Annotated in this window: 16 protein-coding genes; 5 read left to right on the top strand and 11 right to left on the bottom strand. The window is 66.0% G+C overall.

Annotated elements, in window-relative coordinates:
- Positions 1–2: 2 nt before the first annotated feature.
- Both N2604_RS35115 and N2604_RS35110 read right to left on the bottom strand, forming a co-directional pair.
- Positions 3–1,202, bottom strand: a complete 1,200-nt coding sequence (locus N2604_RS35115; RefSeq protein ID WP_260372516.1) for a molybdopterin-dependent oxidoreductase — start codon at positions 1,200–1,202, stop codon at positions 3–5.
- A gap of 349 nt (positions 1,203–1,551) precedes the next feature.
- Positions 1,552–3,282: an adenylate/guanylate cyclase domain-containing protein gene (locus N2604_RS35110; protein ID WP_260372515.1), complete on the bottom strand. Its 1,731-nt coding sequence runs from the start codon at positions 3,280–3,282 to the stop codon at positions 1,552–1,554.
- A gap of 435 nt (positions 3,283–3,717) precedes the next feature.
- On the opposite strand from N2604_RS35110, the gene N2604_RS35105 reads away from it, so the two are divergent.
- The gene (locus N2604_RS35105; RefSeq protein WP_260376374.1) at positions 3,718–5,355 is read left to right on the top strand and encodes a glycosyltransferase family 39 protein; all 1,638 of its coding nucleotides are present in this window, start codon (positions 3,718–3,720) and stop codon (positions 5,353–5,355) included.
- A gap of 236 nt (positions 5,356–5,591) precedes the next feature.
- On the opposite strand, the gene N2604_RS35100 is transcribed toward N2604_RS35105, so the two are convergent.
- The gene (locus tag N2604_RS35100; RefSeq protein ID WP_260372514.1) at positions 5,592–6,620 is read right to left on the bottom strand and encodes a YcjF family protein; all 1,029 of its coding nucleotides are present in this window, start codon (positions 6,618–6,620) and stop codon (positions 5,592–5,594) included.
- Positions 6,617–8,086 (bottom strand): YcjX family protein, encoded by a 1,470-nt coding sequence (locus tag N2604_RS35095; protein ID WP_260372513.1) that lies wholly within the window; start codon positions 8,084–8,086, stop codon positions 6,617–6,619. Before N2604_RS35095 ends, N2604_RS35100 begins: the two co-directional genes overlap by 4 nt.
- 183 nt (positions 8,087–8,269) lie before the next feature.
- Between N2604_RS35095 and trhA the strand changes: the two genes are divergently transcribed.
- Together trhA and N2604_RS35085 are read left to right on the top strand one after the other, a co-directional pair.
- A complete protein-coding gene (gene trhA / locus N2604_RS35090; RefSeq protein ID WP_260372512.1) occupies positions 8,270–8,965 on the top strand; it encodes a PAQR family membrane homeostasis protein TrhA in 696 nt (231 codons plus the stop codon).
- A 59-nt stretch (positions 8,966–9,024) separates the two neighbouring features.
- Positions 9,025–9,819, top strand: a complete 795-nt coding sequence (locus tag N2604_RS35085; protein WP_260372511.1) for an SDR family oxidoreductase — start codon at positions 9,025–9,027, stop codon at positions 9,817–9,819.
- Positions 9,820–9,991: 172 nt separating this feature from the next.
- Here N2604_RS35085 and N2604_RS35080 read toward each other — a convergent pair whose 3' ends face one another.
- Complete coding sequence (locus N2604_RS35080) at positions 9,992–10,447, bottom strand: MarR family winged helix-turn-helix transcriptional regulator (RefSeq protein ID WP_260372510.1); 456 nt, start codon at positions 10,445–10,447, stop codon at positions 9,992–9,994.
- A gap of 75 nt (positions 10,448–10,522) precedes the next feature.
- Between N2604_RS35080 and N2604_RS35075 the strand changes: the two genes are divergently transcribed.
- Positions 10,523–11,299 (top strand): SDR family NAD(P)-dependent oxidoreductase, encoded by a 777-nt coding sequence (locus N2604_RS35075; RefSeq protein ID WP_260372509.1) that lies wholly within the window; start codon positions 10,523–10,525, stop codon positions 11,297–11,299.
- Between the two features lie 46 nt (positions 11,300–11,345).
- Here the strand turns inward: N2604_RS35075 and mdlC are convergent, their stop codons facing one another.
- From mdlC to N2604_RS35055, 4 genes are all read right to left on the bottom strand, one after another.
- On the bottom strand, positions 11,346–12,968 hold the full coding sequence (mdlC, locus tag N2604_RS35070) for a benzoylformate decarboxylase (RefSeq protein WP_260372508.1): 1,623 nt from the start codon (positions 12,966–12,968) through the stop codon (positions 11,346–11,348).
- A gap of 139 nt (positions 12,969–13,107) precedes the next feature.
- Positions 13,108–13,959 (bottom strand): MaoC family dehydratase N-terminal domain-containing protein, encoded by an 852-nt coding sequence (locus N2604_RS35065; RefSeq protein ID WP_260372507.1) that lies wholly within the window; start codon positions 13,957–13,959, stop codon positions 13,108–13,110.
- A 15-nt stretch (positions 13,960–13,974) separates the two neighbouring features.
- Positions 13,975–15,075 (bottom strand): CaiB/BaiF CoA-transferase family protein, encoded by a 1,101-nt coding sequence (locus N2604_RS35060; RefSeq protein ID WP_260372506.1) that lies wholly within the window; start codon positions 15,073–15,075, stop codon positions 13,975–13,977.
- A 10-nt stretch (positions 15,076–15,085) separates the two neighbouring features.
- A complete protein-coding gene (locus tag N2604_RS35055; protein WP_260372505.1) occupies positions 15,086–16,255 on the bottom strand; it encodes an acyl-CoA dehydrogenase family protein in 1,170 nt (389 codons plus the stop codon).
- A gap of 125 nt (positions 16,256–16,380) precedes the next feature.
- Here N2604_RS35055 and N2604_RS35050 point away from each other — a divergent pair, with 125 nt between their 5' ends.
- Positions 16,381–17,301: a LysR substrate-binding domain-containing protein gene (locus N2604_RS35050; RefSeq protein ID WP_260372504.1), complete on the top strand. Its 921-nt coding sequence runs from the start codon at positions 16,381–16,383 to the stop codon at positions 17,299–17,301.
- Between the two features lie 334 nt (positions 17,302–17,635).
- On the opposite strand, the gene N2604_RS35045 is transcribed toward N2604_RS35050, so the two are convergent.
- Together N2604_RS35045 and N2604_RS35040 are read right to left on the bottom strand one after the other, a co-directional pair.
- Positions 17,636–18,910 (bottom strand): cytochrome P450, encoded by a 1,275-nt coding sequence (locus N2604_RS35045; RefSeq protein ID WP_260372503.1) that lies wholly within the window; start codon positions 18,908–18,910, stop codon positions 17,636–17,638.
- Between the two features lie 25 nt (positions 18,911–18,935).
- On the bottom strand, positions 18,936–20,201 hold the full coding sequence (locus N2604_RS35040) for a cytochrome P450 (RefSeq protein WP_260372502.1): 1,266 nt from the start codon (positions 20,199–20,201) through the stop codon (positions 18,936–18,938).
- Positions 20,202–20,374: the final 173 nt, after the last annotated feature.

Raw genomic sequence — 20,374 nt, 5'->3', positions numbered from 1 at the left:
CTTCAGGCCGCCGTCACGCGGACGGTTTCGACGACGTTGCGCAAATAGCCCGCCGGGTTCCAGCGCGGCGTGTCCGGCTGGGTCTCACCGCCATTGCCGGTGGCGCGGACCTTGAGCTCGTGGCTGCCGGCCGCGAGCTTCACCGGCAGCTTCCATTCGCGGAAGGCGTACTTGCCGAGATCCTTGCCGAGCTTGGCGCCGACCCAGGTCTTGCCGCCGTCGGTGGAGACCTCGACCTGCTTGATGCCTTTGCCGCCATCGAACGCGATGCCGCGCAGGGTCACGGCGCCCGCCTTTAGCTTGGCGCCGTCCGGGATGCTGGTGATGAAGGAGCGGATGGTGAAGCGATTGATCGGGATCGTCGCCTTCGGCGCGGTGCCCGGCTCGACCGCGTTGTTCGGCGTGTCAGGAATGCGATAGGCCGACTTCATCCAGAAGCCGTCAAAGACGTTGTCGATGACGGTGATCTCGTTGAGGTGCTTGACCCAGTAGGTGCCGTAATAGCCGGGCACGATCAGGCGCAGCGGGAAGCCGTTGAGGAACGGCAGGTCCTCGCCGTTCATGCCATAGGCCAGCATCACCTCGCCGTCACTGGCGTGATCGACGTCGAGCGCCTTGATGAAATCGGGCGTCTTGTCATTGACCGGCCCGTCCATGCCGTTGAACGTCACCTGCTTGGCGCCGGCCTGCACGCCTGCCATCTCGAGCACCGCCTTCAGCGGCACGCCGCGCCAGCGCGCGCAGCCCATCGCGCCGTTGGCGAGCTGGCCGCCTGCGACGCGCGGCTCGAAGAAACCGCGGCTGTTGCCGGAGCATTGGTTGACGGCGACGAGCTCCGTCGCCTTCATCTTCCTGATGTCTTTCAGCGACAGTTTCAGCGGCTTGTCGACCTTGCCCTTGACCTCCAGCGTGAACTTGTCGGGGTCGAGATCGTAGGGCAGGTCGGAGAGGTGATAGCGCACGAAGAACGCGTTGTTCGGCGTGATCGGGCCATCGTTGAACACCGCAAACGGCGTCTCGAGCTGCGGCGGCCGGCTGGTCAGGCCGATCATCGGCCGCTTCTGCGGATATTTCACCAGCGGCCGTGCGCCGTTGGCGAAGGGCAGGGTGATGGTGTCGAGTGCCAGCACCTTGGTGGCGCCCAATCCTGCCGCAAGCGCGGCGAAGCCCGCTCCCTTGAGCAGGTCGCGTCGATCGAACATTCTCGTCTCCTCCCGGAGCTTTTCTTCTGACCGCGGTCATCACCGCGGCCTGCGCTCATCTGTCGCTTCGATTTGGATGATGTCAATTCGTGCTTTCGCAGCAAGCACATGCCGCTGCGCTGCAGCAGGCCGGTGTTACGCTGATGACCTTGGTTGACCCAACGTCGCCGCGGGCTCGCTCCACCTCTCCCGCTTACGGGAGAGGTCGCGCCTCGGGCGATGCGAAGCATCGTCCCGCGCGCGGGTGAGGGTTTTCTCCTCTAGGGGGCTGTCCCGTTGCGGAGAAACCCTCTCCCCAGCCCTCCCCCGCAAGCGGCGGAGGGAGCGCATCGAGCTTGCCGCTCGCTCATCACGCCGCGACCCGCTCGCTGCGATCGACCAGCGCCGCCAGCTCCCTCGCATTCGCCACTACGCGCACGGCGAGCGGCTCATCGCGGCCGCGGATGGCGACCTCCTGCTGCGGCAGGGCATCCTCGGCAATATCAGCGGTGCGGCGGACTTCTTCCGAGACGATCGTCTCGCAGGCCAGCGTCTTGGTCATGTCCTGCAGGCGGGCGGCGACGTTGACGGCATCGCCGAGCGCGGTGAAGACGATGTGATCGCGATAGCCGATGTCGCCGATGATGACCTCGCCGCCGTGGATGCCGATGCCGAAGCGGATCGGCTGGCGCAGATCGTGGCTCAGGAGATCGTTGAGCGCGTCGATATGCGTGGCGATTCCGGCGGCGGCCTTCAGCGCCTGCCGGCACGCGGTTTGCGGGTCGGCCGCAAGCCCGAACAGCGCCAGCATGCCGTCGCCGACGAACTGGTTCGGCTGGCCGCCGTTCTCGATCACCGCCTGCGACACCGCGCCGAGGAAGCGGTTGACGATGAAGACCGTGTCGAACGGCAGCCGCTTCTCGGCCAGCTGCGTCGAGCCGCGCATGTCCACGAACAGGCTGACGAGATAGCGCTCCTGGCCGATGCTGGCGGATGTCGAGGCCTGCCCGTCCGCTCCATGCGTGTGAGGCGTGAAGAGCTGGAAGAAGGAGAGGTCGGAGGTCGGGCGCAGCTGGCAGGCCAGCCGGATCGAGGGATCGGCGCTACCGACGCGGGTGAGCACGAAGGCCTCGCGCTGTGACGGTGTGGGCAGGGCGTCATGACCGCCGATGACGCGGATCCGGCAGGTCGAGCAGCGGGCGCGGCCGCCGCAGACGCTGGCATGCGGCACGTTGTGGCGCAGGCTCGCTTCCAGCACGGACAGGCCCCTGGGGACGCGCACCGTCTTGCCGTTGCCGTAGGACAGCGCGATCATGCCGCCGCGACGCTCGCGCAAGGCGCGCGCGCCGCGCGCCACCAGCACCAGTCCGAGCAGTCCGAAATAGCCGATGGTGAGACCGCCCGCGATGCGGTCGAGCGTGTTGCCTTCCGCAACCGTGCCGACCTGGCGGCGGCTGAGATTGTGGGTACGCCATTCGCCGTCGTCACTGTCGGCGGCCACGCTGCGGCCGCCCTGATAGATGCCGAGCAGCGACAGCGTCGGGATCAGCACGGCTGCCGCGAGCAGATAGGGTGCCGCGCGCGTGAAGAACGGCTTCAGCCGAAGCCAGAAATAGACGCCGATGCAGCCGTGCACCCAGGCAATGAGAAGCAGGATCGTCATCTGCCAGAGTCGGCCCGGCGCCGCGACGAAGAACAAATAGAGCTCCTGCGGATAAAGCTTCTCGTGTCCGTACAGCGTCTGTCCGAGCCGCACGCCGATGACGTGGCCCATGACGAGCATGGGGATGCTCAAGCCGAGCACGAGCTGGAGCGGCTCGATCGTCCGCCAGCGGAACTGGCGGCGCTGATACAGCGCGTAGAGGCCGAGCCCCAGATGGGTGAGTGCGGCCGTGTAGAACACGATCGCGACCGGGAGGAACTGCCAGAACAGCGTGTGGTAGTAGACCCCGGTCTCCATGGCATCGACCGAGATGTTGCCGAGCGCATGGTTGAGGAAATGACTGACCACATAGCAGAACAGGATGATGCCGCAGACGAGCCGCACCTGCCGCACGCCGGTGGCGCGGACGACCGACATCTGTCTGGGGGCGGTGGCCATGATTCGATTGTATCAGTTCATGGAGGAGACCAGCCAGCCTAGCCTTTAATTCCCGATGTGGACAGGTTGTGAAGTCACATGCCTGGGACGGTGCCTCACACTCCGCTGTCGTCCCGGACAAGCGCGCCCTGAGGCGCGTGCCGATCCGGGACTCAGCCACAGGGAGCAGTTGTGGCGCGGGATGGCAACTGCGAGTCTCCGCCAAACCCCTCCCTGTGGCTATGTCCCGGATCTACGTTCCGCTCTGGACAACGCTACGCGTTGTCGAGAGCTGCGCTTGTCCGGGACGACCCCGGGGAGAGAGCTTGCCCCACATTGACTCCCCCTCCCAAGTCGGGGAAAAGCGCGGCCGTGACGATCGCTCCCGATATCTCTGCGAAGCCCGACGGCGCCGAACGCCGTCTCATCCTGATTGCCGCAGCGATCATCGCGGCGATGACGCTGCTCCGCATCGTCTACGCCTCCGCCATCGAGCTGCGCACCGACGAAGCCTATTACTGGACCTGGTCCAAGGAGGCTGCGCTCAGCTTCCTCGATCATCCCCCCGGCATTGCCTGGCTGATCCGCTTCGGAACTGCGATCTTCGGCGACACCAATTTCGGCGTCCGCTTCGGTGGCATCGTCGCGATGCTGGTGACGCAGCTGCTGCTCGCCGACATCGTCCGCCGCCTCACCCATGATGCGCGCGCGATCGTGTTCGCGGTGCTGATGCCGGAGGCCGCGCTTTATTACGGCTTGCTGATGGCGAAGGTCGCACCCGACGTCGCCATGATCCCGTTTGCGGTCGCGATGATGTGGTCGCTGGTGCGGCTGGCGCAAGGCGGCGACGGCCGCTGGTGGCTGGCGGCCGGCCTGTTCGCGGGCCTGTCGATGCTGTCGAAATTCACCGCGATCATGTTCGCCCCCGCGGTTGCCGCCTTTCTGCTGGTGCCGGATTGGCGCTGGCGCTGGCTGCGCAGCCCTTACCCCTATCTCGCCGTCCTGGTCGCGATCGCCGCGTTCTCGCCGGTGCTGATCTGGAACGCGCAGCACGACTGGGCCTCGTTCCGCTTCCAGGGCGTGCGCGCCACCGCCAATTACGGTATCTCGCTGCGGACGATCGGCGATTACATCGGCCTGCAATTCGGCCTGGTCGGCTTCGTCATGCTGCCGGTGGTGTTGATGGACCTGGTGCTGACGGCGTGGCGCGGCTATCGCACGCGCGAGCCGGTCGCGATACTTTTGTCGACCGCGGTGCTGGTGCCGTTCGTCTACTTCTTCTTCAAGTCGCTGACGCTTCGCGTCGGCGACACCTGGCCGATGTTCATGTGGCCGGTCGGTTTTGCGGCTGCGGCGGTGAACCTCGTCACGATGACGAAAGAGAGATGGTCCGCCCGGATGCTGGAGTCCTCGCTGTTCTGGATCAGGACAGCGATCGTCTCAGGCATCGCCTTCGTGATCATCGTGTTCCTCTACTACGTTGCCGCGCCCTGGAATCTGCTCGGCAAGATCGATCCGATCGGCGCCGAGGCCGGCTACGAGCAGGTCGCCGCGCGCGCGCAAGCGGCGCTCGACGAAACCGGCGCGACCTGGATCGCGACCACGGACTACCGCACTTACGCCATGATGCGCTGGCTGTTCCGTGGCCGCGTGCCCGTGATCGAGATCAACGAGCGCGGCCGCTTCCAGGATTTTCGCGATCCCGGCATGGACAAGATCAAGGGCCACGCCGGAATCTATGTCGGGCGCGAGCCGGACGATCGTTCATCGCTGTGGGAGAGCATCCCCGCCAAGCGCGAGCAACTCGGCCGGGTCGAGCGCCGCTGGCGCGGCGTCGTGACGGACACCTATGTGGTCGAAAAGCTCAGCGGCTGGACCCCGGAGCTGTCACCGCCCAAGGACTCGCCGCTATTCCAGTGGAAGGTGTTGGCGGGCGCTTACCCTCCCCTGGAGGGGGAGGGTCGGCTCATATTGAGCGCAGCGAAATATGAGCCGGGCTGGGGTGACGGTCTCTCCACCTCGAACACTGCCTGTTTGGAGAGATCACCCCACCCCGCTCGCGCTGCGCGCGATCGACCCTCCCCTCCAGGGTAGGGCTATCGCATTTGAGAGCTTTTCCCTGCAGCCATCCTTCGAGACGCCCGCTTTGGGCGGGCTCCTCAGGATGAGGGCGGAGTGCGCGGCAGCAGTTTCAACGAACACTGACGCTGATTAGCCTCATCCTGAGGAGGCGCGTAAGCGCCGTCTCGAAGGACGAGGCGTGCGCGCAGGCCGCCGCCACAAGTCATATGCGATAGCCCTGCCCTCCAGGGGAGGGTAAGCAAGAACGGCTACTCTTCCCCGTCCTTCTTCCGCAACAGATCCGTTGCCAGATCCGACAGCTTCGGCGGCGGCAAGGCCGCGAACGGCAGCGGCCTCGTGACATCGATCGCGGCCAATCCCAGCCGCGCCGTCAGCAATCCATTCAGCACGCCTTCGCCGAGCCGCTGCGACAGCTTTGCTGCGATGCCATGTCCGAGCATCTGCTGCACCAGGCTGTCGCTCGCGGCCATGCCGCCGGTGATGGCGAGATGGGCGATGACGTGGCGGAGCAGGCGGATCATGCCGAGCGCGCCGGGCCGGCCGCCATAGAGATAAGCGAGCTGGCGGATCAGGCGCAGCGCGGCCACGAACACGAACAGCACATCGATTGCCGCGCGCGGGCTCACCGCGGTGACGATCGAGACCTTCTGCGCGGCTGAGGACACCAGCCGCCGCGCTTCCGCGTCCAGCGGCGACATCAACTCGCGCTCGGCGAGCCGGATCATGTCGGCGCCGTCGATGATCTCGCCGGCATGGCTCTCCAGCGTCGCGCGGGCGCGCGCCAGCTGTGGGTTCTGGTGCGCGATCTTGAGCAGGTCCTGCACGATGACCCGGCTCTCCTTGCGATCGTCGCTGACCAGCACGGCCGCTGCGCGCTGATGCAGCTTCTCGATGGTCGCAAGCCGCGCCAGCCCGAACGCCTCGCGCCCGATCACCACCGCGAGCGCCAGCGCGGTGACGGCGGCGAAGGCAAGACCGACGAAGCCGAGGGATTCGCTGCGCGCGAACAGATCCTCGATCAGATGGACGACGCCGAGCCCGGTGCCGAGCAGCGTCAATCCCGCGAGCCCCGACCAGAACAGAGTGCCCCAGGGAAAGCCGCGCCGCGCCGGGAGTGCGGCTTGCACCGGCACCGGCAGCATCGCCGGATCGGGCTCCGGTGTGATCTGGATCGTCGCGCGGCCGAGCCGGCTGGTCTCGTCGGCCTCGGTGACGACGACGCCGGGATCGTCCAGCCGGAACGTCGCCGGCCGCCGTGGCTTCGATCGGTCGTTCATGCGAGCTTGTCTCCGATCAGGAACTGCAAGGCACGGTCGAGGCGGATGTGTGGCAGCGTCGGCTCGTCGGCACCCTCGCGTTCGAGCTTCGGCGGGCGGAAGCGCAGGAAGCGGAAATCACTGTTGCCGGCCGCCTCCGTCGCGAGCCCGCGGAACGCATCCGTCCCATTGAACAGCGGTTCGGGATCGAGCGGCAGATCGCCCGGAAAGGTCGCAACCTCGGTGTTGCCGTCGAAGAACTCGCCACCGGCGCTTTCGCCCGCGGCGGGTGTTCCCAGGATCGACGGCAACTTGTCGCGGCCCCGCGCCACCTGCGCTTCGCGCGTGGCGCGCACGGCGGCGAGTGCGACGACGTCGATCGCCGCTCCGGTGTTTTCCGCGCGTGCGACCGCGCGCGAGACGGCGCGGCGCAGCACCGCCTCGAGCCGGTCGTGGCTGGAATGATGCAGATGATCCGCCTTGGTGGCCGCGAACAGGATGCGGTCGATGCGCGGCCGGAACAGGCTGGAGAGGATCGTGCTGCGGCCGATGTTGAAGCAGTCGAGAATGCCGGCGAGCGCGGCTTCGAGATCGTGCAGCGCCCCGGGGCCGGAGTTGAACGCGGCGAGCGCATCGGCCAGCACGATCTGGCGATCGAGCCGCGCGAAATGATCGCGGAAGAACGGCCGCACCACGACGTCCTTGTAGGCCTCGAAGCGCCGCACCATCATCGCCCACAGCGATCCCTCGGGCGCCTCTCCGCCAGCGGGCAAATCCAGCGGCGCAAAGGTCAGCGCCGGCGTATCGGCGAGATTGCCGGGCATCAGGAAGCGGCCGGGCGGCAACAGGCTCATCGCAAAGCGCTCGTCGCGGCAGGCGCGCAAATAATCCGTGAAGAGCTTTGCGGCCGTCAGCGTTGCCTGCTCGTCCTCGCGCGCCTCGGGCTTGAGCGTTGCAAGATGGGTGTGCCACTCGGTCGCGAGATGCGCTCGCGGCGCCTCGCGCGACAGCGCCAGGCTCTCCGTCGACCATTGCTCGTAGCTCTTGTGGAGCAGCGGCAGGTCCAGCAGCCATTCGCCGGGATAGTCGACGATGTCGAGCGTCAAGGTGCGGTCGGCGCCGTTCGGGCGCTGGTAGTCGATCACGAGCCTGAGCTCGCTGATGTCCACGGTCGAGTTCGGCCAGCGCCGTTCCTCGATCAGCGCGCGCAGATGGCTTTCATAGGCAAAGCGCGGCACGGCATCATCCGGTTGCGGCGCCAGGTGCGCGCGCGCGATCCGGCCCGAGGCATAGGCCTCGAACACCGGAAACCGGCCGCCGCGCGTCAGGCCGTGGATCAGTGCGGTGATGAATACGGTCTTACCGGCGCGCGACAGGCCGGTGACACCAAGCCGCACCGTCGGGTTGAAGAAATGCTCGCCATAGTCGATCAGCGCCCGCGCCGACAGCCGCGCCTCCTCGACCATATCCTGGAAACTGAATGCCATATGAACGTGAGGGGATCTCGGGCGAGGGATACGCAAAATGGATTAGTCACAAAAGTGGCAATTGCCTGAGGAAATTCAAGCTTTCATACTTCCACCGCCTTTGTCGGCAAATCAGCCGCTTGAACGATGCGCCGGTCCCGAGAGACCCATCCAAGAGGGCATTGCCACGCTTTGCGGATTGCCATGACCGTCTTCCAAATGAAACAGTTCGCGTCCAATTCCGTCCACGCCGCAGCCGACGCGATCGGCTGGGACTACGATCGCGCCGAGCTGATTGCCGACGGCGTCGTCCACGCGATCGGCGTGCTCGCGGGCATCATCGCCGCAACCGTGCTGGTGGTGCTGACGGCGGTCTATGCCGACGCCACCGACATCGTCGGCGTCTCGGTCTATGTCGCCGGCCTGCTCTCGATGCTGGTGCTGTCGGCGACCTATAATCTCTGGCCGGTCTCGCCAGCCAAATGGCTGCTGCGCCGCTTCGACCATTCCGCGATCTATCTCTTGATCGCCGCGACCTACACGCCGTTCATCATGCCGCTGAAGGACAGCGTGTTCGCGCTGGCGCTGCTCGCCGGCGTCTGGTGCGTCGCCATTCTCGGCATCGTGCTGAAGCTTTTCTTCCCCGGCCGGTTCGACCGCGTCTCGGTCGGCATCTACCTCGCGATGGGCTGGAGCGGCATGATGCTCTACGATGCCGTGGTCAGGGCGTTGCCCACGCTGGTGCTGGGCTTCATCCTTGCCGGCGGCTTGCTCTACAGCTTTGGCGTGATCTTCCACGCCTGGCGGCGGCTGCGCTTTCAGAATGCGATCTGGCACGGCTTTGTCTTGGCCGGGGCGGCATGCCATTATACCGCGGTGCTCGACCTCGTGTTGAGCTGACCCGCGACGCGGAATAAGCGGCGCGGTATGAAGCGGTACAAGACGAGAGGAGACGTCGCATGCAGGTGACCGGCAAGGTCGTGGTCGTCACGGGCGGCGCAAACGGGATCGGCAAGGCGCTGTGCGAGGCCTTTCACAATGCAGGTGCGGCCAAGGTCGTGGTCGCGGACATGGACGCGGCCAATGCGAGAGCGGTCGCCGCCATGGTGGATGGCGCCGCCTTCAAATGCGACGTCGCGCAGGAAAAGGACATCGTCCACGTCATCGAGGAGACGGAGCGGCAGTTCGGGCCGATCGCGCTGTTCTGCTCCAATGCCGGCATCGGCGGCGGGTTCGATCCGATGTCGGAGAATGCCGGTGGCGCTTCCGACGAGCCGTGGCAGCGCAGCTGGGCAATCCACGTCATGGCGCATGTCTATGCGGCGCGGCATCTCATCCCCCGCATGAGGGCGCGCGGCGGCGGCTATTTCCTCAACACCATCTCGGCGGCGGGCCTGTTGTCGCAGGTCGGCAGCCCGGCCTATTCGACGACGAAGCACGCTGCGGTCGGTTTTGCCGAGAACCTCGCGATCTCGCACAAGGCCCACAACATCAAGGTCTCGATCCTCTGCCCGCAGGGTGTCGACACCAAAATGCTGCGCTCGATTCCCAAGGGCCCGCAATCCGGCGACGGCGACCTGACGCCCGAGCAAGTGGCGAAAGACGTGCTCGCCGGCCTCGAGCAGGAGACGTTCCTGATCCTGCCGCACCCGCAAGTGCTCGGCTACATGCGCAAGAAGACCGAGAACTACGACCGCTGGATCGGCGGCATGGCCAAGATCCAGGCCAAGATGCGGGAAGAGTTCGGGAAGTGACCGTTGGGTCATCCCGGGGCGGTCCGCAGGACCGAACCCGGGATCTCGAGATTCCGGGCTAAGTGCTTCGAGCCACCGCCCGCGCCAAAGGTCCCGGCTTTCGCCAGGACGACGGCGGCGTAGCCCGGATGGAGCGCAGCGTAATCCGGGAACCTCGCCCAGCTACGGCACCTCACGCCGCCGCCTCATCCTCCACCCGGCTCTGCCGCAGCGCCTGCGCATAGAGCATCATGCCCTCGCGCACCGTGCGCTGCTCGGCCGGCGTCAGCGCCGCCAGCGCGCCGCGCACCTGCTGCCGGCCGAACGCATGCAGCGCCTCCAGCGTGCGCCGACCCTTCGCCGTCAGCGACAGCAGCTTGCTGCGCGCATCCGCCTCGTCCGGCGTCTCCCTGAGCTCGCCGCAATCGATCAGCTTGCGCACCAAGCGACTGACGCTGGATTTCTCCAGCCGTAGGAAATCGCCGAGCTCGCCCGAGGTCATCGGGCCGCGGATGCCGATCTCCAGGATGGTGTGGACCGCCGAGGGCGGATAGCCCGAGGCCGCTACCGTCGCGTCCATGAAGCCGAGCTCGCGCACCATCAGGCGCGAGGCGGCGCGGATGTCGTCGATCAGCGAAAGCTCGGCCATCTTGACTCCACCCATATAGTTGTATCATACAACTATATGGGTGGAGCGGCGCGCGCAAGTGTTTTGGAGTGGACCATGAGCGGAGCTTTGCCGACCGGCATGCGGATGAGCGGCAACGTCTGCCTGGTCACGGGCGGCGGCAGCGGCATCGGGCGCGCGACGGCCCTAAGGATGGCGGCCGAACGGGCGGAAGCGGTCATCGTCGCCGGCCGGCGCGAGGCCGAGATCGAGGCCACCGCCGCCGCGTGCCGCGAGCTCGGCACGGAGGCGATCGCGCTCAAGACCGACATCACGAAGGAAGACGAGGTCGCGCGTCTCATCCGCACAGCCGTCAAGCGCTGCGGCCGGCTCGACGTTGCCTTCAACAATGCCGGTTTCCAGGAGCGCCGTGCGCCGCTGGAGGAACAGGGCACGGAGATCTACGACAGCGTGTTCGACACCAATGTCCGCGCGCTGTTCCTCTGCCTGCGCCATCAATTGCCGGCGATGCTGGCGCAGGGCCGCGGCAGCATCGTCGTCAACACCTCCGTCAGCGGCGTGCGCAATCCCAATCCCGGCTTTTCGCTCTACTCGGCCTCCAAGGCCGCCGCGATCTCGCTGACGCGCTCGGCCGCGATGGAGAACGCGCCGCGCGGCATCCGTATCAACGCGATCGCCCCCGGCCGTGTCGTCACCGACATGATGCTGCGCGCCGGGGTCGGCGATGTCGCGACGGTGAGCGCAGGCCTGCCGCTGCGGCGGATGGGCAGCCCGGAGGAGGTGGCCGAGGCCGTAGTGTGGCTGTCGTCGGATGCCTCGTCCTATGTCGTCGGCCACGTGCTCGCCGCGGATGGAGGATTTTTAGCGTCGTGATGTCGTAGCCCGGATTGCGCTCCGCTCCATCCGGGCTACGCGCCCCCTAATGCTTCTGCCCGTACAACACCGGCACCGCGGAATCCACGACGACCTCGACGAGGCTCGTGCCCTCGAACGCTATGCCTCGCTTGAGCGCCTCGCCCAGCTCCGCAGCCTTCGTCACCCGCACCGCATCGCAGCCCATGCCCTCGGCGAGCCGGACGAAATCGATCCCCGGCAGCTCCAGCCCCGGCACGTTCCGCACCTGCATCACCTGGCTGAACGAGCGCATCGCGCCGTAGCCGGAATTGTTGATGACGACGACAGTGAGCGGCAGCTTGCGTTGCGCGGCGGTCCAGAGCGCCTGGATCGAATACATCGCCGAGCCGTCGCCGATCAGGCATACCGTGCGCTGCTTCGGCTTGCCGAGCGCCATGCCGACCGCGGCGGGCAGGGAGTAGCCGAGGCCGCCGCTCGACATGGTGTAGAAACTGTCCTGGCCGCGCATCGGCAGGAATTTTTGCATCGCCGGCCGGTGCGAGGGCACTTCCTCGACCAGTGAGGCGCCTTCGGGCATCGCCTGCGACAGCGAATGCAGCAGGAATTCGACCGGCAGCGGATCGGTGGCCTGTGGCGCCGGCGGCAGCGTGCGGCCTTTTGGCGCCGCGCGCTTGCTCTCGGGCAGCAGGTCGAGCAGCAGGCTGAGCGCCGGCTTCATCGTGGCGATGATGCTGGTGCCTGATGGCGTCACCGCGGCGGCATCCGCATCATCAATGATCTGGAAGATGGTCGCGCCGCCGTCGAAGATCGCGGCATGGCCCTCGACATGGAAGGTGAATACCGGTGCGCCGATCACGACGACCAGGTCGTGCTCGCGCAGCGCATCGGACAGCTGCGCCGGCGAGGCATGCAGGAAGCCCGCGAATTGCGGATGGCGCTCGGGGAAGGAGCAGCGTGCCGAGAACGGGCTGACCCAGACGCTGGCCTTGGTCTTCTCGGCGACGCGCACCATCAACTCGACCGCGCCGGCGCGATCGATTCCAGGGCCGACGACGAGAGCCGGATTTTTTGCCGAGCCGAGCGCGGCCACCAACGCCTTCATCGGCTCCAGCTCAGGGCCGATCTCGCGGCTGACCTTGCGCGCCTCGACCGGCGCGCAAGCATGGGCCCAGTCGTCGATCGGGATCGACACGAAGGTCGGCCCGCATGGCGGCTGCATTGCGGTGTAATAGGCGCGCGCGATCGCGGCGGGCACGTCCTCAGGCCTTGCCGGCTCGACGCTGTATTTGACGTAAGGCCGCGGAAACTCGGAGGCGCGCTCGGCATAGAGGAACGGCTGCAGCGGCAGGATCGAGCGCGCCTGCTGGCCCGCGGTGATCACCAGCGGGGTCTGGTTGCGATGCGCGGTGTAGATGTTGCCGAGCGCGTTGCCGACGCCGGCCGCCGAATGCAGATTAACGAAGCCGGCATTGCGCATCGCCTGGGCGTAGCCATCGGCCATGCCGACGGCGGAAGCCTCCTGCAGCGCCAGCACGTAGTCGATGTCGCCAGGCCAGTCGCTCAGGAACGGCAGCTCGGTCGAACCAGGGTTGCCGAACACCCTGTCGATGCCGAAGGCGCGCAAGAGGTCGAGCGTTGCCTGCTTCACGGTGACGGACTTGCTGCCGGTCTTGCCGTTCTTCGCCATGGTTTCCGTCCTATCAGTTCCTCATCCTGAGGAGCGCGTCTTCGCGCGTCTCGAAGGATGAAGGCCCGGCTGGTGGCCTCGCCCTTCGAGACGCGCGCGAGGGGCGCGCTCCTCAGGGTGAGGGTCTAACAGCGGTGGCTCACCACACCGCCGTCCCCTTCATCGTCGGCTGCCCCTCCGCGTTTGCGGTCCACAGCTCCATGCCGGCCTCAGTCTCATTGGCGTTGACCGAAAACTCCGTGCCTTCGAACAGCGGCTGCACGCCGCGGTAAGAAAACTTTCTCGGCGCCTTGCCGCCGCGAAGCTTGGCTGCCATCTCGACGATCAGCGCCGCCTGCAGCGGGCCGTGGAAGATCAGGCCCGGATAGCCCTCGACCTTGGTGACGTAGTCGCGGTCGTAATGGATGCGGTGGCCGTTGAAGGTCAGCGCGGAGTAGCGAAACAGCAGCACGGGATCGGACACATGCGTCTCGCGATGCTGCGCCTTTGGCGGCGGAGGCGGCGCCTTGCCGCCAGCCGGCGCGCTGCCGGTCATTTCGCGATAGACGATGTCCTGCCGCTCGCGGATCGCCGTGCCCCTCGGCGAGGAGATGCTGTGCTCGACCGAGACGAAGCACAGCGTGCCGGTCGAGCCTGATTTCACCTGCACGTCGGCAATGCGCGAGGTCCGCGTCGATTCATCGCCAACGCGCAAGGGCTGCAGGAACTCGATCTCGCCGCCGGCCCACATCCGGCGCGGCAGCGGCACCGGCGGCAGGAAGCCGCCGCGGGTCGGGTGGCCGTCGGGCCCGAGCATCGACATCGGGAACACCGGCTGTGCCAGGCACCAGTGTACCGTGAACGGCGCGACGTCGCCCGTCTTGGGCTCGCCGATGTCCTGGAACAATGTCGCCCGCAGGCCCTTGACGAGCTGCGCGGTGACGATGTCGGTGGCCTCCTGGCTGCGGCCGATCCATTGCCGCAAATGATCGATGTCGAGCTTCTCGGTCATGATGCCTTGCTCTCTTTATTTGGACTGGGGACGCTGGCCGATCGCGGGCACGGCGCCGTAAGAGCGCGTCTCGCCGACGACGATCGGCGCCGGCGCGGGATAGCTGACGCGGCCGTTCGGCGTGTCGACCTCGATCCGCCGCAGATGCGGGTGATTGGCGAGGTCGGCCATGGTGTTGACCTCGGCGAATGCGATGTCGGCGTCCGACAGCCGCTTCAACAGCTCGTCGCGCGTCATCTTGCCGAAGACGTCGGCCACGGTCTGGTCCGTGAAGTCGCGGTTGCGCACGCGCTCGACCATGTTGGCGACGCGGGGATCGGCTGGCAGGTCCGGCTGATCCAGCACCTTCGCGCACAGCGTCTTCCACTCGCGCTCGCTCTGGATCGAGATCAGGATGTCCTTGCCGTCCTTCGAGGTGAACACGCCGTAAGGTGCGATCGAGGGATGCCGCAGGCCCATGCGCTTGGGCGGATTGCCGGCTTCGGCGTTGAGCAGCGGCACCGTGCACCAGTCCGCCATCACGTCGAACATGGAGATGCGGATGTCAGCGCCCTTGCCGGTGCGCCCGCGCGCGATCAGCGCTTCCAGGATCGCCGCGTGGGCAGTGGCGCCGGTCGCGACGTCGACGATCGACATGCCGACGCGCGAGGCGCCGTCGGGATTGCCGGTGATCGAGGCAAGGCCGCTCTCGGCCTGGATCAGGAGATCATAGGCCTTGCGATGGGCGTAGGGACCCTCGTCGCCATAGCCGGTGATCGTGCAGGAAATCAGCTTGGGATAGTCCTTCAAGAGCCGCTCGCGCGAGAAGCCGAGCTTGTCCATCGAGCCCGGCTTGAGGTTCTGGATCAGCACGTCGGCGCTCGCGATCAGCTTCTCCAGCTCGGCGCGGCCCTCCTTCGTCGTGAGATCGACCACGACCGATTGCTTGCCGCGGTTGAGCCAGACGAAGTAGCTGCTCTGGCCCTTGGCGGCCGCGTCATAGCCGCGGGCGAAATCGCCCTCGGGCCGCTCGATCTTGATCACCTCGGCGCCGGCATCGGCCAGACGCGAGGAGCAGAACGGCGCTGCCACCGCCTGCTCGACCGCAATCACCCTGATCCCGTCAAGTGCTCCCATGGCCGCAACCTCAGTACGAGCGCGGCATGCCGAGGACGTGCTCGGCGACGTAGGACAGCACGAGGTTGGTCGAGATCGGCGCCACCTGGTAGAGTCGCGTCTCGCGGAATTTGCGCTCGACGTCGTATTCCTCGGCGAAGCCGAAGCCGCCATGGGTCTGGATGCAGGCATTCGCCGCTTCCCACGACGCATCCGCCGCCAGCATCTTGGCCATGTTGGCCTCCGCGCCGCAATCGAGCCCGGCCTCGTATTTGCGCGTGGCTTCCTTCACCATCAGCTCGGCCGCGCGCATCGAGGCGTAGGCCTTGGCGATCGGGAACTGGATGCCTTGATTCTGGCCGATCGGCCGGCCGAACACGGCGCGCTCCTTGGCGTAGTTCGTCGCCTTCGCAATGAACCACTTGGCGTCGCCGACGCATTCGGCCGCGATCAGGATGCGCTCGGCATTCATGCCGGAGAGGATGTAGCGAAAACCCTTGCCTTCCTCGCCGATCAGATTCTCCGCCGGCACCCTCATGTCGGTGAAGAACACTTCGGTGGTGGCGTGGTTCATCATGGTGCGGATCGGGCGGATCTCGAGACCGTTGTTCCTGGCCTCGCGCATGTCGACGATAAACACCGAAAGACCATCGGTGCGCTTCTTGACCTGGTCCTTCGGCGTGGTGCGCGCCAGCAGCACCATCAGGTCGGAATGCTCGGCGCGGCTGGTCCAGATCTTCTGGCCGTTGACGATGTAGCTGTCGTTGCCGTCCTTGCGCGCGAACGTCTTCAGCGAGGAGGTGTCGGTGCCGCTGGTCGGCTCGGTGACCCCGAACGCCTGCAGGCGCAACTCGCCGCTCGCGATCTTCGGCAGGTACTTTGCCTTCTGCTCGGCATTGCCGTGCCTGAGCACCGTGCCCATCGTGTACATCTGGGCGTGACAGCCGCCGCCGTTGCAGCCCGCGCGCTGGATCTCTTCCAGGATCGCGGCGGCCGCCGACAGCTTCAGGCCCGCGCCGCCATATTCCTCGGGGATCAGCACCGAGAGATAGCCGGCCTCGGTCAGCGCATCGACGAACGCCTTGGGGTAGGCCATCTCGCGGTCGAGCTTGCGCCAATATTCGCCCGGGAACTGCGCGCAGAGCTTGGCAACGGCTTCGCGAATGTCGGCGTAATCTTCGGTGTGGTGTTCTTGACTCATGGCGTTTCCAATTCTTAGCGGCAGTTAAGATAACGCCGGCCAACCCACGGGCGTTGTGAAAACAATGCCCGCCCCCTATGCTCATTTGTTATAGCGTATGGAGTAGCCTTCCAGGATTGGCAAGTATGGATTTCCGGCAGCTCAGGACCTTCAGTTGCGTGGCGGAGCTCGGCAGCCTGTCCAAGGCCTCCGACACCTTGCGCGTGGCGCAGCCGGCGCTCTCTCGGCAGATCAAGCTGCTGGAACACGAGCTGCGCACGGAGCTTTTCACGCGCAACGGCCGCGGCATGGTGCTGACCGAGGCCGGCCGCCTCCTGCTCGCGCGCACCTCCGGCATCGTGCGGCAGATCGACCAGATTCGCGACGACATCCAGTCGGCCAAGGGGCCGCCGTCGGGCCAGGTCGTGCTTGGTCTCGTTCCGACCGTGAGCTGCGTACTCTCGGCGCGCTTTGCGCGGCGCTGCGTCGAAAAATTTCCCGGCATCTCGCTGCGCATCGTCGAGAGCTATAGCGGCCATCTGGTCGAATGGCTGCATCGCGGCGAGATGGATCTCGCCATCCTCTACGGCCGCTCGGCCGATCTCCATCTCAATGTGCAGAGCCTGGGGCGCGACAACATCGTCGCGGTCGGTCCGCGCGGCTGCGGGCTGGCGCGCAAGAAGAGCGTCGACATCGGCTGGCTGCTGCGGCAGCGGTTGGTGCTGCCCTCTCATTCCCACGGCCTCCGCGCGCTGATCGAGCACGCCGCGGCCCAGCGCAAGATCAAGCTCGACGTCCAGCTGGAGGCGGATTCGTTCCGCGTGCTGACGAGCCTGGTCGAGGAGGGCCTCGGCTTCGCGTTGCTGCCGCCGTCCTCGGTCCACGGCGAGGTCGCGGACGGGCGGCTGGAAACCGCCCCCGTATCCAAGCCGATGACGCGCGAGCTCATCTTTGCTTCTCCAATCGACCACCCGGCCTCGACGGCCTCGCTCGCCATCACCGCGCTGTTGCGCGAGGAGGTCGCCGCCTGCCGCAAGGACGGCGTGTGGGACATCAGGTTGAGTTAGATGGCGTGTGGTAGAACAGCCGCGCGCCATCGTGCCTTCGCATCTGGCGCGAGCTGTCATGCCGGAATTTTATATCTGGGGAGGTGTCGCGCCGACATGCCGCTCTCGTGCCCCGGACGCAGCGCAGCACGCCCGGCGATGCGAAGCATCGTCCGGTGTGATGCGCTGCAGAGCCGGGGCCCATGTTGCAGCGAGGCCGTTGCTTGCTGGGTCCCGGCTCTGCGCCGCACCGCCCTAAGCGCGTTCACGCGCGTCTTCGACGCGCTATGGCGCTGCGGTTCGTCCGGGACACGAGCGAAGAAGACGCTGCGCTCGCAATGACGGAGGAGAGAGCCTACCCCGCAATCCTGACCGGCAGCGTCTCATATCCCTTGATGAAGCTCGAGTAGATCCGCTTGGGCTCGCCGACCACCTCGATGCGGTCGAAGCGCTTCAGCATCTCCTCCCAGATGATCCGCAGCTGCAGCTCGGCGAGGCGCATGCCGACGCAGCGATGGATGCCGAAGCCGAAGGACAGGTGCGTGCGCGGGCGCGGACGGTCGATGATGAATTCGTTCGGCTTCTCGAACATCTCCTCGTCGCGGTTGCCGGAGACGTACCACATCACGACGCGGTCGCCTTTCCTGATGTGCTTGCCGCCGATCTCGGTATCGGCAAGCGCGGTGCGCCGCATATGCGCCAGCGGCGTCTGCCAGCGGATCACCTCCGGCACCATGGAATCGATTAGCGCAGGATTTTCGCGAAGCTTGTCGTACTGCTCCGGGTTCTCGTTCAGCGCCAGCACCGAGCCGGTCATGGTGTTGCGCGTGGTGTCGTTGCCGCCGACGATTAGCAGGATGATGTTGCCCATGAGGTTGTCGGGGTCCATGTGCCGCGTGGCCTCGTTGTGCGCCATCAGCGACAGCAGGTCGTTGCGCGGCGCCGAATTGACGCGCTCGTTCCAGAGCTTCGACATGTAGGCGTAGCACTCGTCCATCTCGCGGCGGCGTTCCTCGGCGGAAGCGACGATGCCGCTCTTGGGCAGCGCGGTGGAGACGTCCGACCAGCGCGTCAGCTTGCGCCGCTCCTCCCAGGGAAAGTCGAACAGGGTCGCCAGCATCTGCGTGGTCAGCTCGATCGAGACGCGCTCGACGAAGTTGAAGGTCTCGTTGCGCGGCAGATTGTCGAGCACGGTCTGCGAGCGCTGGCGGATTAGCTTTGCCAGCTCGTCCAGATGTGTCGGCGTGAACATCGGCGACACCGTCTTGCGCTGCGCCGAATGCCTGGGCTGGTCCATCGCGATGAAGCTCGGATAGTCGTAGCCTTCCGGCACGTCGCGGATCGAGATGCCGCCGAGCTTGGAATCCGAGGAGAAGATGCCGTGATTGGTGTCGACATGCATGATGTCGTTGTACTTCACCACCGACCAGTAGGGCTCGATCGGCGCATTGGTACAGTAATGCACCGGCTCTTCGTTGCGCAGCCGCTCGAACCAGGGCCACAGCGTGTCGTCCTGGAACAGCCGGGGCGCGCCGGGGTGGAATTGCGACAGCGGCGTCGCATAGGCTTCCTCGCGAGCCCTGCGCATGCGTTCGGCCTTGTCCACGTTAACCGGCGCTTGGATGTTCATTCTCGTGGCTCCAGTTGCCTTCGACTCACGCCGCAATCTTCACCGGCAGCGTCTCAATACCCTTCACGAAGCTCGAGTAGACCCGCCTGGGTTCGCCGACCACGTCAATATGGTCGAACCGCCTGAGAATTTCCTCCCAAATAATCTTGAGCTGAAGCTCGGCAAGCCGCAGGCCGACGCAACGGTGAATGCCGAAGCCGAAGGACAGGTGCGTGCGCGGCCGCGCGCGATCGATGATGAACTCGTAGGGCCTCTCGATCGCCTCCTCGTCGCGGTTGCCCGAGACGTACCACATCACGACCTTGTCACCCTTCTTGATCTGCCTGCCGCGGAACTCGAAGTCGGAGAGCGCCGTCCTGCGCATATGCGCCAGCGGCGTCTGCCAGCGGATCACCTCCGGCACGAAGCTGTCGAGCAGGTCAGGGTTCTCGCGCAGCTTGCGATATTGCTCGGGATGCTGGCTCAGCGCGAGAAGCGAGCCCGACATGGTGTTGCGGGTGGTGTCGTTGCCGCCGACGATCAGGAGGATGAGATTGCCGAGGAAGTTCTTCGCATCCATGTCGCGCGTGGCAGCGCCATGCGCCATCATCGACAGCAGGTCGCTCTTCGGCGGCTGTTCGATGCGCTCCTTCCAGAGCCGGGAGAAGTAGGCCGCGCATTCGGCGAGTTCGGCCTGCCGTTCGTCCTCGGTCGCGACGAGGCCGTCGGGCCCGGGAATCGTGGTCGCGACGTCCGACCAGCGCGTCAGCTTGCGGCGGTCCTCCCAGGGGAAGTCGAACAGCACCGCCAGCATCTGCGTCGTGAGCTCGATCGAGACCTGGTCGACCCAGTCGAACACCTCGCCGCGGGGCAGGTTGTCCAGGCACTCGGCCGAGCGCTTGCGGATGTTGATGGCGAGATTGTCCAGGTGCGTCGGCGTGAACATCGGCGCCACGGTCTTGCGCTGAGCTGCATGGCGCGGCGGGTCCATCGAGATGAAACTCTCGCGGCGCAGATCCGGATCGATGTCGCGGATGGTGATGCCGCCGAGCGAGGAGGCCGAGGAGAACACCGTATGGTTGGTCTCGATCTCCATGATGTCGTTGTAGCGCGTCACCGACCAGTACGGCCCGAACATCGAATCCTTGCAATAGTGCACGGGATCTTCCCGGCGCAGCCGATCGAAATAGGGCCAGAACGTATCGGTCCTGAACAATTCGGGGTCGCCGGGATCGAATTGCTCCAGCGGCAGCGAGCTGGCGCGCTCGCGCAATGCGTCGAGTTTGGCCGCGCTTTCGATGGTCCCGTGCATGACCGTTCTCCCTCGATATGAACCGCGCGTCGTTGAATTCTGCGCTGCGGTATTTGATTTGCAATTACAGCCGGTTGTCTGCGCCGGGGCAAGGGAGAGTTTTGCCGCATCCAACCTTTGGGCGTAGCCCGGACGGAGGTGCGTAGCCTGGATGGAGCGCAAGCGTAATCCGG

This window comes from Bradyrhizobium sp. CB1015, from assembly GCF_025200925.1.
Classification (GTDB): Bacteria; Pseudomonadota; Alphaproteobacteria; order Rhizobiales; family Xanthobacteraceae; genus Bradyrhizobium.
The sequence above is the reverse complement of the archived record's forward strand: the minus strand, read 5'-3'. Positions and strand labels throughout refer to the sequence as shown.

Coding starts and splice junctions, on each gene's coding strand:
- N2604_RS35115 (WP_260372516.1), bottom strand. CDS start 1,202: ATGTTCGATCGACGCGACCTGCTCAAGGGAGCGGGCTTCGCCGCGCTT.
- N2604_RS35110 (WP_260372515.1), bottom strand. CDS start 3,282: ATGGCCACCGCCCCCAGACAGATGTCGGTCGTCCGCGCCACCGGCGTG.
- N2604_RS35105 (WP_260376374.1), top strand. CDS start 3,718: ATGACGCTGCTCCGCATCGTCTACGCCTCCGCCATCGAGCTGCGCACC.
- N2604_RS35100 (WP_260372514.1), bottom strand. CDS start 6,620: ATGAACGACCGATCGAAGCCACGGCGGCCGGCGACGTTCCGGCTGGAC.
- N2604_RS35095 (WP_260372513.1), bottom strand. CDS start 8,086: ATGGCATTCAGTTTCCAGGATATGGTCGAGGAGGCGCGGCTGTCGGCG.
- trhA (WP_260372512.1), top strand. CDS start 8,270: ATGACCGTCTTCCAAATGAAACAGTTCGCGTCCAATTCCGTCCACGCC.
- N2604_RS35085 (WP_260372511.1), top strand. CDS start 9,025: ATGCAGGTGACCGGCAAGGTCGTGGTCGTCACGGGCGGCGCAAACGGG.
- N2604_RS35080 (WP_260372510.1), bottom strand. CDS start 10,447: ATGGCCGAGCTTTCGCTGATCGACGACATCCGCGCCGCCTCGCGCCTG.
- N2604_RS35075 (WP_260372509.1), top strand. CDS start 10,523: ATGAGCGGAGCTTTGCCGACCGGCATGCGGATGAGCGGCAACGTCTGC.
- mdlC (WP_260372508.1), bottom strand. CDS start 12,968: ATGGCGAAGAACGGCAAGACCGGCAGCAAGTCCGTCACCGTGAAGCAG.
- N2604_RS35065 (WP_260372507.1), bottom strand. CDS start 13,959: ATGACCGAGAAGCTCGACATCGATCATTTGCGGCAATGGATCGGCCGC.
- N2604_RS35060 (WP_260372506.1), bottom strand. CDS start 15,075: ATGGGAGCACTTGACGGGATCAGGGTGATTGCGGTCGAGCAGGCGGTG.
- N2604_RS35055 (WP_260372505.1), bottom strand. CDS start 16,255: ATGAGTCAAGAACACCACACCGAAGATTACGCCGACATTCGCGAAGCC.
- N2604_RS35050 (WP_260372504.1), top strand. CDS start 16,381: ATGGATTTCCGGCAGCTCAGGACCTTCAGTTGCGTGGCGGAGCTCGGC.
- N2604_RS35045 (WP_260372503.1), bottom strand. CDS start 18,910: ATGAACATCCAAGCGCCGGTTAACGTGGACAAGGCCGAACGCATGCGC.
- N2604_RS35040 (WP_260372502.1), bottom strand. CDS start 20,201: ATGCACGGGACCATCGAAAGCGCGGCCAAACTCGACGCATTGCGCGAG.